The 15,974-nt window shown below is 35.8% G+C and carries 8 protein-coding genes and 3 tRNA genes; 5 read left to right on the forward strand and 6 right to left on the reverse strand.

Annotated elements, in window-relative coordinates; genetic code table 11:
* The first annotated feature begins 79 nt into the window (after positions 1 to 79).
* From ACMDB5_RS13250 to ACMDB5_RS13260, 3 genes are read left to right on the forward strand one after another with little or no spacing between them, the layout of a single operon-like run.
* A complete protein-coding gene (locus ACMDB5_RS13250) occupies positions 80 to 4,306 on the forward strand; it encodes a phage tail tape measure protein (RefSeq protein WP_413998737.1) in 4,227 nt (1,408 codons plus the stop codon).
* Between the two features lie 4 nt (positions 4,307 to 4,310).
* Positions 4,311 to 6,314, forward strand: coding sequence for a hypothetical protein (locus ACMDB5_RS13255; protein ID WP_413998738.1), 2,004 nt, complete (start codon positions 4,311 to 4,313; stop codon positions 6,312 to 6,314).
* A complete protein-coding gene (locus ACMDB5_RS13260; RefSeq protein WP_413998739.1) occupies positions 6,292 to 8,115 on the forward strand; it encodes a hypothetical protein in 1,824 nt (607 codons plus the stop codon). Before ACMDB5_RS13255 ends, ACMDB5_RS13260 begins: the two co-directional genes overlap by 23 nt.
* Here the strand turns inward: ACMDB5_RS13260 and ACMDB5_RS13265 are convergent.
* From ACMDB5_RS13265 to ACMDB5_RS13280, 4 genes are all read right to left on the reverse strand, one after another.
* Complete coding sequence (locus ACMDB5_RS13265; protein WP_413998740.1) at positions 8,107 to 9,231, reverse strand: tyrosine-type recombinase/integrase; 1,125 nt, start codon at positions 9,229 to 9,231, stop codon at positions 8,107 to 8,109. The two genes, ACMDB5_RS13260 and ACMDB5_RS13265, sit on opposite strands and share 9 nt — an antisense overlap.
* Before the next feature lie 163 nt (positions 9,232 to 9,394).
* Positions 9,395 to 9,468: transfer RNA gene (locus ACMDB5_RS13270), tRNA-Arg, on the reverse strand.
* Between the two features lie 23 nt (positions 9,469 to 9,491).
* Positions 9,492 to 9,566 (reverse strand) — tRNA-Pro (locus ACMDB5_RS13275).
* Positions 9,567 to 9,584: 18 nt separating this feature from the next.
* A tRNA-Ser gene (locus ACMDB5_RS13280) sits at positions 9,585 to 9,668 on the reverse strand.
* Between the two features lie 243 nt (positions 9,669 to 9,911).
* On the opposite strand from ACMDB5_RS13280, the gene ACMDB5_RS13285 reads away from it, so the two are divergent.
* Both ACMDB5_RS13285 and ACMDB5_RS13290 read left to right on the forward strand, forming a co-directional pair.
* Complete coding sequence (locus tag ACMDB5_RS13285; protein WP_413998741.1) at positions 9,912 to 11,090, forward strand: acetyl-CoA C-acyltransferase; 1,179 nt, start codon at positions 9,912 to 9,914, stop codon at positions 11,088 to 11,090.
* A gap of 71 nt (positions 11,091 to 11,161) precedes the next feature.
* Positions 11,162 to 11,923 (forward strand): NlpC/P60 family protein, encoded by a 762-nt coding sequence (locus tag ACMDB5_RS13290; protein ID WP_413998742.1) that lies wholly within the window; start codon positions 11,162 to 11,164, stop codon positions 11,921 to 11,923.
* A 58-nt stretch (positions 11,924 to 11,981) separates the two neighbouring features.
* Here ACMDB5_RS13290 and ACMDB5_RS13295 read toward each other — a convergent pair whose 3' ends face one another.
* Together ACMDB5_RS13295 and gyrA are read right to left on the reverse strand one after the other, a co-directional pair.
* On the reverse strand, positions 11,982 to 13,250 hold the full coding sequence (locus ACMDB5_RS13295; protein WP_413998743.1) for a tetratricopeptide repeat protein: 1,269 nt from the start codon (positions 13,248 to 13,250) through the stop codon (positions 11,982 to 11,984).
* 50 nt (positions 13,251 to 13,300) lie between these two features.
* Positions 13,301 to 15,946: a DNA gyrase subunit A gene (gene gyrA, locus ACMDB5_RS13300; RefSeq protein ID WP_413998744.1), complete on the reverse strand. Its 2,646-nt coding sequence runs from the start codon at positions 15,944 to 15,946 to the stop codon at positions 13,301 to 13,303.
* Between the last annotated feature and the right edge of the window lie 28 nt (positions 15,947 to 15,974).

Below are 15,974 nucleotides of genomic sequence, written 5' to 3' on the forward strand. Positions count from 1 at the left end.
AAGCCCCATAATTATGGGGCTTTTTCTTGTCACATCATTCCCCCTTTTTTAATGCCAATTTTACTGAAAATCAGTACTAATGGCAAAGACAATATCCGACGAGCAAATGAAATTAACCATGATTATCAATGGTAATTCCGCTCAAAAAGAACTTTTTGATTTAGAAAAAAGTACTCGAAAACTTAACGAGGAAAACAAAGCCTTGCTCCTGCAAAAAAAGCTGCTTGAAAAACAAGGAAAAAAAGATACTGATCAGTATAAATTGCTTACAGCAACCATAAAAGCCAATAGCGCAGAGGTATTGACCAACAAAAACCGTATGTCCGAACTTCAAAAAGAAATAGGGCTTACAGGCTTAACTATGGGGCAATTGCAAAGTAAAGCCACTATGTTGCGCAATACCTTAAGAAATCTTATACCTGGATCACCGGATTACCTTCGCTACGATGCTGAACTTACCCAAGTCAATAATAGACTTGCAGAACTAAGGGGACGTGCTCAAGCTTCAAGGTCTTCCATTGCTTCATTGGCCGATGGATTCAACCGCTACCAAGCCTTAGCTGTTACTTTTATCGCGGGATTAACAGGAGTGGTACTTTCCATTCAAAAAATCATCGATATCAATGGTAAATTGTCCGATGCCCAATCGGATGTGATGAAAACCACCCGAATGACTAAAGAAGAAGTTGATTCTCTTACAAAATCATTTGGTTTGCTTAAAACGAGAACACAAAGAATTGACCTTTTAGGAATTGCAGCAGTTGGAGGTGAATTGAATATTGCTAAAGGTGAAATTTTAGATTTTGTAAAAGTAATGGATAAATCAGGTGTTGCACTTGGGGATTCTTTTGAAGGCGGAGCCGAAGAAGTCGCTACAAAGCTTGGTAAAATAAAAAATCTTTATAAAGAATTGAAAGAATCGGGTGTGGAGTTGGCTTTTGAAAGCGTTGGTTCTGCCCTTAATGATTTGGGAGCCGATGGAAATGCAACCGCAGCAAACGTAGCTGAATTTGTCACTCGTGTTGGTTCTATGCCGGAAGCTTTCAAACCCAGTATTGCGGTTGCGCTTGGACTTGGTGCTGCATTCGAGGAAACAGGATTAAATGCGGAAAAATCTGCATCAAATTATAGCAAGGTTATTACAATAGCCGCTAATAATATTGAAGGATTTGCAAGGGTTATGGGTAAACCTAAAAAACAGATGGAGGATTTAATGAATACTAATCCTAACGAATTCTTTCTCCAATTTTCCAAATCCATTGCAAACTTAAAGCCAGTTCCTTTAGCGAAAGTACTGGATAGCCTAAAACTGAATGACAATGAGGTGAAACAGGTAATTTCAGCAGCAGGAGCCAATGTTGATTTATTCCGCCAAAAAATAAATTTAGCTAATCAATCGCTGAATGAGGGAACCTCTTTGACAGATGAATACAATATCAAAAACAATAACCTTGCTGCAACTTTAGAAAAAATATCTAAAAGGGTTTCAGGATGGTTCTCATCCGAAGGATTTAATAATTGGTTGTTTTCAATGGTTGAAGGATTCGGTAGATTAATTGGAGCTACTGATGATGTGAATGGCGCTGGACAAAAATGGAGAAATACGTTAGTATTTATAGCCAAAGTAATTGCTATTGTTACCGCTGCATTAATAACGAATGTTGGTTGGCAAAAATTAGTAGCAATTTGGACGACTCGAAATACCGAAGCAACTTTATTATATACTATCGCTTCAAAAGCGAGGGCTTTTGCAGATGGCGTGGGAATGATTGCATCACAAGCATTTGCCGGAGTAATGATGTTACTTAGAGGAAATGTAGTAGGCGCTACGCAAGCCTTTAGGGTTATGACAACCACTATGATGACAACGCCTTGGGGCTTTATTTTGGGTGCCATAGCCGCTATTGGAACCGCTTATGTACTGTTTAGCGATGAAGCCAAAGAAGCTGCAACCGCTCAGTCTATGATTGCTGATAATGCCCGTGAAGTGGATGCCCTTGTTCAAAAACAATCCAGTTCTTTCATGTCTCTTATGGGAGTAGTTAACGATACTACTGCATCTACCGAAGCGCGTACTGAAGCTCTTATAAGAGCCAAGCAAATTGGGGGAGAATATACCAAAGGTCTTACCCTTGAAAATGCAGCAACATTACAAGGTAAAACCATGATAGATGCCTATATAAAGAGCCTTGAGAAAAAAGCAATGCTACAAGTATTGCAAAAAAGGCAGTCTTCTATTATGGAAGATATGGATAAAAAGAAAAATTTATCATTAGAGGAAGAGGTCGCTTGGTATGATAAAATGTGGGCACAAGTGAAGAACTTGGGGAATGCAGGTTTAGCTTCGGCAGATTTAATGGTGACTGCTGCTCAAAGAAGAAAAGGATCTCTAGCTGATTTACAAAAACAGTTAGATTTTACAAATACAGAAATGAATGAATTTCTAAAAGCTAATCCTGAAATCATAAAAACGATTGATGTTAATGGTTATACTGATAGTTCTTCTATTATTCCTGACGATAAAAAAACAGGGCAATCAAGTAAAAACCCCAACTCTACTCAAGAAGAAATCAATCGTATTAAACTTGAAAATGAAGCCAAATATGCTGACTTATTTTTAAAACAACAACGTCAACTGGAAGATGACAAGATCGCAGCAATGCAGGATGGCTATGAGAAAGAAATGCTTATTGAAAAACAGCGTTACAAACGTGAGATTGACGATTTAAACCGACAAAAAGTAAATGCAGCTGAATTAGCAAAATTAGATGAAGACATTGCCAAAGCCAAAGAAGCTAAGGACATGACTAAATACAATGCGCTTCTAATTATTCGTAAAGGATGGGATAAAAAGAACCAGGATTTAGATACCCAAATAAATGCAATTGCCGAGGGCAAACTGGCAATTCATAATACCAAACTTGGAATCATCCAAGAAAAAGGAGCCAAAGAAGCTTTACAAAAAAGGAAAGAAGCATTTGATCAGGCTAAAATTATTCGTGAAACCCAATTCAATGAAGAGTTAGCCAAGCTTGGAACTAATGAAAGAGCCAAAGAAAAACTGCGCAAGAAATTCGCATTATCGGAACTGGCGGAAGAGGAAAAGTTTCTAAAAGAACTTGTAGATCAATTTAATCTGATTGTTGGCAAAGGCAACTTTGGTAAAATGGATATGTCCTTGCTTACCCCGGAGCAAGTCGAAAGTTTTACCAAAGAAGCCGCCAAAGTGGGTCTGACTCTTTCAGAATTAATTGCTAAGAAAAACGAACTTACCGGAAAAGAAGTAGGCGCAGAAGCTGCTGCATTAGGCGTTTCAAAAGGAACCACGGATATATTTGGATTTACTCCAGAAAATTGGGTACAGCTATCAGATAATTTGGCCAACGGTACATTTGGAATTAATGAAATGGTATTTGCCGTTTCTGCCTTAACCGATGCTTGGGGCAAATACAATGATTTTGTTACAGCCAATGAAAACGCCCAATTAAAAAAATTTACTGCCGATTCAGACGCTAAGAAAACCAAGCTAAAAAAGCAGTTGGACAGCGGAATGATATCGCAAAAACAATACAATCAACGAGTAGAAAAAATAGATGAAGAACTGGACAATAAAAAGGCTGAGTTAGAGTATAAGCAAGCCAAAAGGCAAAAAATGATTGCCATTTCCCAAATTATAACTTCAACGGCGATGGCCATCATTGGAATATGGGCTCAGTTTCCAAAGTTTGATTTTGGTGCAACTGCTGCAATAATGTCGGGAGTTGTAGGAGGATTGGGAGCATTGCAACTGGCAACTGTATTGGCAACACCATTACCAGCCAAAGGTCACGAAGAAGGTCTTTATCCGGAATATGTAAAACGCACACAAGACGGAAAAACCTTCAAATCAAAATACCAGGGAAAAACCCGCTCGGGATTAGTAAGCGAAACCAGTCATTTCCTTGTGGCCGAGAATGGTCCTGAAATGGTTATCGATAATAAAGCATGGAGGCAAATGGATCCAGCGGTCAAAGAAGCTTTGGTTCGCAACCTTCAAGGCATCAAAGGTTTTGAAAACGGGATGTACAATACCGAGAAAATGCGCTATGAGGTTCCTGCCACCACCACCGCCCCTGCTTCATCGGCAAATGATACTCAATTGCTGGAAATGGTTTTGGCAGTCGTTTCAGAGAATACTGCAGTAATGAAAGATTTACGCGATAAAGGTGTTATAGGCAAGTTTTTTAAGAACGACTTACAATCAGCCAAAAACATTCAGGAAAGCATCAATGATTATAACGATTTAAGAAACAAATCTAAAAAATAGAATTATGGCTTATTCACAAGTAATAATAAATTTTAACTCCATACCTAATGACGGACAAGTTCTTAATTTCTCAGAGACAAATAAAGGTCTTTCGCTGAACGAAATTTTTAAAACATCAAGACTTAGTTCCGGGCAGGTAACAATACCACAAGCCACAAAAGGCAGATATGAGATGCTTTATTCTCAAAATGCTAATATATCTGATATTGGGGTAAGGTACATGCCGTATCAGGGCATATATGAAGACGCTTTTTTAAGTTCCATTATAACAATGGATAATATTGACGGAACTTTTACTGCAATAGTAGATTCATTTTCGCCTCCATCTATGATATATATGTCATCTGGTACTCAGATTATATGGAATGAAGGTCAGTTTCAAAAAACAAGTGAATCCTATTCAGATTTTATCTCAGACAATTATAAGAATGCTTTTGATTTAGACTATAATAATAGTAGTTTTTTTACCCTAACATCTGAAAATGCAGAAGAAGGTTATGGACTAGGAAGCGTTATTATAACGGCAAATTACCCTAATGCTGTATTTGTACTAGGAACCAAAACTGCAGATGTTACTGTTACCATAAATAATGATAATACAGTACCAATAGTTACGTTCGTCCCAAATAGCTTGAATTTTGCCCATAAACAAAATGAGTCCCTGCCTAGTAAAAACATTTCTATGTCTGGTAATTTATGGAAAGTAGTTGGCAAACCTAATTTTTTATTGACGTCAGGCACTGCTGGTGTTGTCATAAACGCAGTTACTGATGGAAGCGGCAGCTATCAAATAGCGTCTGGTTCCGGGAATGCAATAGTTACAATTGCATTAACTTCATTTTACAATAAAGATTCTGCCTTTTTACCTTCTGATTTAGAAGGAACATTTGCTGTTTTGGAGAATGATATCCCTTTTGGACAGATTGCTTTTAGTGTAAGTGTTAGTCGGTTTTCTGATTTTGTCACTATACCTTATTTGTCCGCAGATAAGGCGTTCACATTAGATCCTAAATTTTTTGAAATTTCATCTGATAAGGTAAATACTTACTTCGAATTCAACGCGGTGATTAAAACCTACGATTTTTTTACTAATGCTTTAAATGAATATTTTATTCCTCAAAAAATAATTTTATTCAAAGGCAAATCAAAAATTAATATTGGTCAAATTATTCATCGTCTGATGCGAAATTTTGAAAAACCAAATGATAATTTTATACAGTATAACTTGTCAAAACTGATCGTTAACTGTACCGAAAAATCAATTATTGATGAAACTATTGTGCGCTCTGGAACATCTCCTGAAATCGCTTTTATTGCAGGACTAAGCCGCGGTTTTTCTCAATTTGGATTTTTAGATTTTAATCCAAAACCCAATCGAGTAACCGTAAATAGCTTTGCATATTTAAATATGCACGTCCCTTATGCTAATTATGAATTACGAACATTTAAAAATGGGAACTTAGTTGAATCATTAGCTATTGCAGCAACAGCAGACCATGTTTTGTGCAAAAAAATGTTTTTCAATACCTATGCTCAGGGTGATATTATTGAATATGTTTTGGATGTGGTTGGAGAAAACAATGAAATGGCACCTAAAAAAACATTTATTGTTTTTCCAGAGGGCAACTACTCTAATATGATCGTATGGGAGGATGAATTTTTAGTGCAAAAAGCAATAGAATGCACTGGAACTGTATCAATTGATGGGGAAGTGGAATTTCAATCCCGAAAAAAACATAAAGATTTTGTCGAGAAATTAGAACATTTATCCTCTTCAAAAGAGGTTAAATTATTAATCAATACAGGGTGGCTATTATTTACAGATATTGACACGGTTGAAAGTTTGATGCGTTCCAAAAGGGCATGGCTCATACAGGCTGACAATACAATATCACTTAGACCTATTGCAAAAAAACTACCTAAAAAAGATTTGGATCAGGAACTAATTTCTTTTCCACTTGAATTCACCATAAACCGAAATTACGATGAGGAAACTTATTCATTCTAGATTTGAACTGGATTTATCTCCTTTCAAAATTTCCGATACCGAAGAAAACAATTGGTTTTCAGACTCCTTTTTTACAAAATATTCCTTTCCTTTTAATATTGATTTAACAGAGGATATCGATATAGCATTTGGGTTTATTTCGCAATATAATGCGCAAAATGTAGAGACCTATTTCGATTGTAAATACATTCATAATAATAAAATAGAAGATGCTGTTTTAGAAGTAGAGTCGCATCAGGATAAATTGAGTTGTATTCTTCGATTCGGATTTGAGCAACTGCCATCATTTGACAAAATGCTCTCTGAATTATCGTTGGATAAATTTGATTTACCTGCAGGAACATCCATTTATCAACATGCCGAAACCATAATTTCCAAAACATGGCCAGAAGTAAATTATAATTTCCCTCAAATACACGTGGATAAATATGATCCCAATGATGACCTATGGAATGGTTTCGAAAGCATAATAAACAATCGTGTTGACGGTGCTTTTCTAACCAATACCGTTGATACAGTGGCAGACATTACTTATAATAGGAATGTGATTCAGCCATTACCTTATTGGATTCATATACTGCAGCGAGGTATGATTGATGGAGGTTACTTATTATCCGGTAAAATATTAATTGATCCAAGATTACAAAAGGCTTGCCTTTTTGCCGACGCAGATTATTTTAAGAAGCCTACATTCCAAGAACCAATCACGATTTTTCAACAATCTGAAGATGCGATTCCGTTTAATAATAATGTCAAATACCTTTCAAAAACTACTTTAACGGTACCTGGGAAGTATAACATTTCAGGCACCATTTTAGCGCAGGCACGTTCCTCTATAGGTGGGTATTTTACAATAAAGTATAGAAATAGTGTCCTTTTCAGTGTGAAAGCAAAAGGCACAGATTTTTGGACGGCATCTCGATTTGAAAATTATGATGTGGATGTAGATTTTGAAACGATAGTTGATTTAAATGTAAATGAGATTACTATTGAAACCTATCAGCCAAAAACCACAGATAGAATAGTCATTGATTTAAACATCAGCTGTATTAGATTACATGATGCAACCGGTGTTGCAATTCCAACTATTTCAAATGAAAATAAAGTTGATTTGACAAAAGCAGTTCCGGCAATCAACTTTGTTGATTTTATCAAAGTAGTTAAAAATTGGTTTAATTACGATTTAACCATCGTTGGTAAATTGGCGGTCATGAATCCGATTGAAGACGAAATCAATCATCATGAAGCTGAGGATTTACAATTTACAGAAGTAAAAAAGCCGTTGCGAAAATTCAGCCAGGGAACCTCTTTTTTGTTGAAATTTTCGGACATTGAAAATAAAGATTTTAAATTCCCACCCGTATTCCATTCGAGGGAATCTATCTTAAATTCAAATTACATTACAAATGATAAAACAATTCCTATTGAAATTAACGCTTTGCCCTTGCCATTATTTACTAGAAATGGTCGGCAAACCGCCTATGCAATAGAATCAAATGATTCAAAAGTTTTTTTGGTTCCTTACGACGGCCTTTATAATGGAAACAATTTAGCAAAACCAATTGACGAATATCAACTTCCTGCAGTTCATTTACAATATTGGAAAAAATGGTTTGATTTCCGTATTAATTCTCATGCTTTCGTTTGGGGTTTTAAAGCATGCAACGAGCAAATTATCAATCTAAAGGCAAAGATGAAAATCTTTGCCTATAACAAATACCATATTGTGAGGAATATCAACAAAACAGAAATAGAACCTGATCTATTTGAAGTAGAAATCGAAGCAGAAAGTTTAGAATAAATTATCAAGTAGAAAAACTTCGGCATTGGCATCAGCCTGAACTATATGCACGTAAATCATTGTTTGCTTGATGTCACTATGGCCTAGTAAAAGTTGTAGCTTTTCTACTTGACCACCCGCTCTTAGGAAGCTGGTTGCAAACGTGTGTCTGGCTACATGAAAAGTTATTTTCTTTTGTATTTTCAAAATAGCCATTATCTTTTTCAGCTCATCATTGATATGTTGATCAGCAAATTTTTTCTCGAATAATAAAGGATCGTGATTCACAATTTCACGGGCTTTCATATTCATTGCGATAGATTGGTCTTTTTTTGATTTTTTGGCAACAAATGAAACGTAGTTATCCATAAAATTACTGCGTTTCAATTTTTGAATATCCGAAATACGCAATCCAGTCATGCAGCTAAACAAGAAATACCCTAAAATCAATCTATAAGAATCACTTATATAATCACTAAAGTAATATCCGGCACAACGTTTCAATTCATGAACCGTCAAGCTTGTCCTATTTCCTTTCGTACTTCCTACCTCTATTTCGTCAATATTAATGCTGAGTTTTATTCCGGCTTTCTTGGCAAGGCCTAGAAACTTTTTAATCGCACCTACATTTCCCGCCACGGTTGTGCTCTCATTTCCTAATCCTCGCAAATATTTCCTAAACTTATCTAACCAACTCTGATCGATATCCATAAATGTAACATCGTTATCATAGATAATCAGTTTTCGAAGTACTGATTTGTACCTATTATAGGAGCCAATTTCCATTAAGACCTTCTCTTCCTCCAGCATCATGTCATAAAAAGCAGTAAAACGGATTCTAGGCATTCCGCTAAGGAACTCTTTCTTTAAATTTTCAGGAGTCAAAACCCTTTCAGCAAGTCGATAAGAGGTTTTAATGTGGGTGATCTTAGATTTGATATTGTCAAGAATCAGATTGATATCTTGATTTTCTTTAGAATTTGGAATGACTTGTTGAGTCTTTAAATTCCATTCACTTCGTTTCACTTTAACATCGATATCAATACGATGTTTTTGTTTACTTCCGGTTATGCATAAAAAAACAGAAGTTAATCCATTCTTTAAATCATATTCTCTTAAAAAAAAATTCTCTTTCATGGACACGTAGATTTTTTGCGTGTCTACGAGCGTGTCTAAAATCCTGTCAATACTTGAAATCATTAAGGCTGTAATAAATAGGTTAAAAAACAAAAAAAGCGCACTATACTTGATCTTACGACCTGTATGTGCACTTTGTTTTTTAGCTAACTATAGCCATTTGTGAAGGCAGAAGGATTCGAACCTTCGACCGCCTGCTTAGAAGGCAGGTGCTCTATCCAGCTGAGCTATGCCTCCATTGCTCATGTAAAAAATAGTAGTCGGGGTGGCAGGATTCGAACCTGCGGCCTCCTGCTCCCAAAGCAGGCGCGATAACCGAGCTACGCTACACCCCGAAGTGCAAAAAAATTAAGCGGAGGGACAGGGACTCGAACCCTGGCACCGATCACTCGATGACAGTTTAGCAAACTGCTCCATTACCACTCTGGCACCCCTCCAAAACTCTTAGAAAACGTGTTCTGTTTTGCGGTTGCAAATTTAGGATATCTTTACGTTACACACAACTATTTCGGAGCTTTTTTTCAATAATTTTTCGTTTTTTTTATAAAACACTTCAGAATCAAACATATAGACTGATATAAAAATCACCATTATTTCGGCAAAAATATAATACTTAAATCAAAATCAGATTATATCTAAAAATGATTAAATTTGCTACATAAACTAACATTATATAAATCATGAACAAAAGAGTTGTTATCGTTTCTGCCGTTAGAACACCCATAGGAAGCTTTATGGGAGGATTATCCACTGTTTCTGCCCCAAAACTTGGCGCAGTAGCAATAAAAGGTGCTTTAGATAAAATAAAATTGGATCCAAATTTAGTTGATGAAGTATATATGGGTAATGTTATTCAGGCAGGCGTAGGACAAGCTCCAGCACGTCAGGCAGCTTTATTTGCCGGTTTACCTAATTCTGTTATTTGTACTACAATAAACAAAGTTTGTGCCTCAGGAATGAAATCTGTGATGCTAGGTGCTCAAGCCATTCAATGTGGAGACGCCGAAATCGTCATTGCCGGCGGTATGGAAAACATGAGCTTGATTCCGCATTACCTGAATTTGAGAAACGGAACAAAATTTGGCCCAGCCACAATGGTTGACGGAATGCAAAAAGATGGCCTTACTGACGCTTATGACAATAATGCAATGGGCGTATGCGCTGATTTATGCGCCGCTGAATATAACTTCACCAGAGAAGACCAAGACAATTTCGCAATCCAATCCTATGAGCGTTCAGCAAAAGCATGGGAATCCGGGAAATTCAACAATGAAATAGTTCCTGTCGCTGTTCCGCAAAGAAAAGGAGATCCAATAATTGTTTCTAAAGACGAAGAGTACAGCAACGTAAAATTGGATAAAATTCCAACATTAAATGCTGTTTTTACAAAAGACGGAACGGTAACCGCTGCTAACGCATCAACAATCAACGATGGAGCTGCTGCGATGATATTAATGAGCGAAGAGAAAGCATTATCCTTAGGACTAAAACCTTTGGCTTACATAAAGAGTTATGCTGATGCTGCTCAAGAACCAAAACTATTCACTACAAGCCCTGCCAAAGCACTTCCTAAGGCCTTAGACAAAGCAGGAATGAGTATTGGTGATGTAGATTACTTTGAATTTAATGAAGCCTTTGCAGTAGTAGGATTGGCTAATTCCAAAATTCTTGATTTAAACAACGATAAAGTTAATGTTAATGGAGGCGCTGTTTCATTAGGACATCCTCTTGGCTGTTCTGGAGCAAGAATAATAGTTACCCTATTAAACGTTTTAGAACAAAATAACGGTAAAGTCGGAGCTGCTGCTATATGCAACGGTGGCGGTGGTGCATCGGCAATTGTTATCGAAAGAATTTAAATAATTATAGGCTATGAGTTATGAGTTTTGACACTTATAACTCATAACTCTTAACTCATATTTTAACATCAATGTTCGGAATTTGTAATCTGGCTATAATCCCGCTTCGGCTTGAACCTAGTGATAAAAGCGAAATCGTTTCTCAAGTTTTGTTTGGTGAGCATTTTGAAATTTTAGAACAATTAAAACAGTGGTCTCGTATTAAACTACAATATGATGGCTATGAAGGCTGGGTAGATTCTAAACAATATCAATTGATTTCTGAATCAAACTACAATCAATTAACAAACGAAATAATTGTTTTGAACTCAGATTTAATAGAATACATAACCGCACCATCCAATTTATTACTACCAATTCCGTTAGGTTCCTCTTTATCTTTCTTAAAAAACAAGGAAATTAACACCTCAGGATTTCATTTTGAAGGCACAACAGTCGAAGGCATCAAAGACAAAAAAGAACTAATAAACACCGCCTTTTCATACCTTAATTCACCATATCTTTGGGGCGGAAAAACTCCCTTTGGAATAGACTGTTCCGGTTTTACCCAAATGGTTTACAAACTCAACGGATATAAATTACTTAGAGATGCTTCGCAACAAGCCATTCAAGGCGAAGCTTTAAGTTTTATCGAAGAAAGCGAACCAGGTGACCTGGCTTTTTTCGACAATGAAGAAGGAAACATCACCCATGTTGGTATCATAATGGAAAACAATTACATTATCCATGCCAGCGGAAAAGTCAGAATCGACAGACTAGACCATTTGGGAATATACAATGCCGAAACCAATAAACACACCCACAAACTCCGGGTAATCAAAAAAATCATATAATAAAAAAGCCTGTTTGAAAATATTTTCAAACAGGCTTTTTTCAATTAACAAATGAATATTACATTTTAGCTTTTAACGCTTTATACTCTGTAGTCATTTCTAAGGCACTATACACATTCAAAAGAGTTTTAGCTACATCTTCATTTTTAGGATCTAATTCATATCCTTTTTTAAGGTAAGGAATCACACTTTTAAAAATGTTTTCTCTTTTAGCTTTCAACTCATCATAGCGCTTCATATCTTTTGTTGAAGTACCTAATTTGTTCATTTCATCAATAATAGCTTTTTCACCCTCAAGCTTCAAAGCCGCTAGGTTTATATAAGCATTGATGTAATCTGGTTTAATTTCAATTACCTTAGTGTAATATTTTTCGGCATCAGCCTTATTATTAGCATTACCACTGATTACACCTAAATTAAAAATCAAATCTGCATCATTAGGATTCTTTTCTAAAACCTCTCCAATTAACTTTTTGTAAGTCTCAAAATCTTTCGTCTCTAAATACAAATTAGCTTCTGTTAACACCAATGAATTATCTTCTGGGTTTAATTTTCTAGCCTCTGAAACAGCTTTCTTAGCCTCGTCAATCTTTCCGTTTTGAACCAAAATTAAAGCTATATTTTTATATATCTCTCCTCTTTTTGATGGAATAACCTCAGTAGTTGGTTTTTCATGAGTTCCCATTTTTACCATTCTGTCTCTCTCTTGAGCATTTGCAAAAAGATCCTCTTGACCACTAACTTTATTAAGTGCTAAATAATTTGTTCCTTTTCCTGAATAATTTAATTTTTTCAAATCATTATACAACTCTAACGCTTTATCATACTCTTTTGAATTAACAAAAGTAGAAGCAGCGTAGTACAAATTAATAGTGTCTTTTTTATCTAATAAGTAAGCATTATAAAGTTTTTTTGCACTTTCAGAATGCTTATCAACTTTTGAATCAGCAATAGCACCGTTTATCAACTTATTTTTTATATCTGTTATTGACGCCACAGCCTGAGTAGAATATTTTACTTTTCCCGACTCTTTCTCTACAGAAATCAATTCCTGATAAGCGCCAGCAGCGATACTTAAATTCTTATCGGTGTCAATATTTTTATTTGCCAATTCTAAAAAGGTATTTCCTTTTATAAAGAAAAATAGTGCTTTCTCGGCATCAGCAGCATTAGTAACTAAATATTCTGCTCCTTGCAAAATTGTTGCCGCCTCTTGAGCCTCTCCTTTTTTCAGCGCTTTTTCAGCCGCTTTAATTTGATCCTTTTGAGCAAAAGTAGCTACCGATATCAATAAAGCTGACGCTAGTATTACATATTTACTTTTCATAAATTCAATTTTTGTATTTAATAATTATTCTTGTTTTTCTCTATTATTTTTTAAGCTTCATCATCAGAGTCTTCCTCGTCAGCATCTTCTTCTATTTCTTCTTCATCAGAATCGTCCTCCTCTTCCTCGTCGGAACCTTCATCTTCTAGTACTTCCAATACTGGCTTCACTCTTTCGATAACTTCGGTTTCAATTACATTCCCATCTTCATCAACCACAACCTCTGCTACATCGTCTTTCATCACTTTTGTAACTGCCGCAATAGAGTCTTTACCTTTTAGGTTAATTAACTTAACTCCTTGAGTAGCACGCCCCATGACGCGTAAATCTTCAATAGCCATTCTAATTGTCAATCCTGATTTGTTGATAATCATCAAATCATCAGCATCTGTAACAGCATTTATAGAAATTAATTTACCCGTTTTTTCTGTGATATTCAATGTCTTAACACCTTTACCTCCACGATTTGTAATTCTATAAACATCTTCACCGTCTTCATCAACTAATTTGGTACGCTTACCATATCCATTTTCAGTTACAACTAAAATCTGAGAATCGTTAACATTATCTTTATCAACGGTAACCATACCAATAACTTCATCAGTGTCGTCTTTTAATGTAATTCCACGAACACCAGAAGCTGTTCTTCCCATCGGACGGGTTTTAGTTTCTTCAAAACGAACTAATTTACCTGATTTTACAGCCAAAATAATTTGACTCTCACCATTTGTTAATTTCGCTTCCAATAACTCATCACCTTCCTTGATAGTAATAGCAGCAACACCATTTACCCTAGGTTTAGAATATTTCTCTAAAGAAGTTTTCTTAACCTGACCTTTTTTAGTCACCATAACCAAGTTATGACTCTTAATATAATCCTGATCTTTTAAATCTTGAGTACAAATAAATGCTTTTACTTTATCATCATTCTCAATATTGATAAGGTTTTGAATCGCTCTACCTTTAGCAGTTTTACTTCCTTCCGGTATTTCATAAACACGCATCCAGAAACATTTTCCTTTTTGAGTAAAGAACATCATATACTGATGATTTGTTGCCACAAACATATGCTCTAAGAAATCTTGATCTCTCGTTCCAGCACTTTTTTGCCCAACTCCTCCTCTATTCTGAGTTTTATATTCTGTCAAATTAGTACGTTTGATATAACCCGCATGAGATATTGTAATTACCACATTCTCGTCAGCAATTAAATCCTCGATACTTACATCTCCACCTGAATATTCAATTAACGAACGACGTTCATCACCGTATTTGTCGCGAATTTCTTCTAACTCCTCTTTTATCAAAGCCGTTCTAAGATTCACATCTTCTAATAATGCTTTCAAATGAGCTATTAACTTCATTAATTCTTCATACTCTGCTCTTAACTTATCTTGCTCAAGACCGGTTAATTGACGCAAACGCATTTCAACAATGGCACGAGCCTGAATATCAGATAATTTAAATCTTTCGATTAACTTTTCTCGAGCTTCTTCGGTATTTTTTGAACCTCTAATTAATGCTATAACTTCATCAATATTATCAGAAGCAATAATTAAACCTTCTAAAATATGCGCTCTTTCTTCGGCTTTACGCAATTCGAAACGTGTTCTTCTAACCACAACATCATGACGGTGCTCTACAAAATAATGAATCATGTCTTTTAGATTCAACATTTGAGGACGCCCTTTTACCAATGCAATATTATTTACACTGAAAGAAGATTGCAGTTGCGTGTATTTATAAAGCGTATTTAAAACTACGTTTGGAGTTGCATCACGTTTCAAGATATAAACGATACGCATACCATTTCTATCCGATTCGTCACGAATATTAGCAATTCCGTCAATTTTCTTATCATTAACTAAGTCAGCAGTACGCTTGATCATATCTGCCTTATTCACTTGGTATGGAATTTCAGTAACGATAATACACTCTCTACCATCAACCTCTTCAAAACCAACTTTGGCACGCATAACAACACGTCCTCTACCTGTTTTAAATGCTTCACGGACACCTTCATATCCATAGATTACACCACCGGTAGGAAAATCCGGAGCTTTAATATGATGCATCAACTCATCGATTTCGATGTCATTGTTGTCCATAAACGCCAAAGTACCATTTACAACCTCTGTAAGGTTGTGAGGCGGCATATTAGTCGCCATACCTACGGCAATTCCTGTTGCCCCATTAATTAATAAGGTAGGAACTCTTGTCGGCATTACTTTTGGCTCGTATAAAGTATCATCAAAGTTCAATTGAAAATCAACCGTTTCTTTTTCGATATCTGCCATTATTTCTTCCGAAATCTTACGCATTCTGGCTTCCGTATAACGCATTGCTGCCGGACTATCACCGTCAACAGAACCAAAGTTACCTTGACCATCAACTAATAAATAACGTAAACTCCACTCTTGAGCCATACGAACCATGGCGTCATAAACTGAAGTATCTCCGTGTGGGTGATACTTACCTAAAACTTCCCCAACAATTCTGGCGGATTTTTTATGGGCTTTATTTGAAAAAACTCCTAAATCATACATTCCATAAAGAACTCTTCGATGTACTGGTTTCAAACCATCTCTAACATCTGGAAGCGCCCTTGATACAATTACCGACATTGAGTAATCAATGTAAGCTGATTTCATTTCATCTTCTATGTTAATAGGAATTAACTTTTCTCCTTCAGACATAAGTTGTTATATTAAAAAATTATATTAG

Source organism: Flavobacterium sp. W1B (assembly GCF_047344965.1).
Classification (GTDB): domain Bacteria; phylum Bacteroidota; class Bacteroidia; order Flavobacteriales; family Flavobacteriaceae; genus Flavobacterium.

Bases quoted from the DNA above. Each gene is read 5' to 3' on its own strand.
- gyrA (WP_413998744.1), bottom strand. From the start codon at position 15,946: ATGTCTGAAGGAGAAAAGTTAATTCCTATTAACATAGAAGATGAAATG.
- ACMDB5_RS13285 (WP_413998741.1), top strand. From the start codon at position 9,912: ATGAACAAAAGAGTTGTTATCGTTTCTGCCGTTAGAACACCCATAGGA.
- ACMDB5_RS13250 (WP_413998737.1), top strand. From the start codon at position 80: ATGGCAAAGACAATATCCGACGAGCAAATGAAATTAACCATGATTATC.
- ACMDB5_RS13265 (WP_413998740.1), bottom strand. From the start codon at position 9,231: ATGAAAGAGAATTTTTTTTTAAGAGAATATGATTTAAAGAATGGATTA.
- ACMDB5_RS13290 (WP_413998742.1), top strand. From the start codon at position 11,162: ATGTTCGGAATTTGTAATCTGGCTATAATCCCGCTTCGGCTTGAACCT.
- ACMDB5_RS13295 (WP_413998743.1), bottom strand. From the start codon at position 13,250: ATGAAAAGTAAATATGTAATACTAGCGTCAGCTTTATTGATATCGGTA.
- ACMDB5_RS13260 (WP_413998739.1), top strand. From the start codon at position 6,292: ATGAGGAAACTTATTCATTCTAGATTTGAACTGGATTTATCTCCTTTC.
- ACMDB5_RS13255 (WP_413998738.1), top strand. From the start codon at position 4,311: ATGGCTTATTCACAAGTAATAATAAATTTTAACTCCATACCTAATGAC.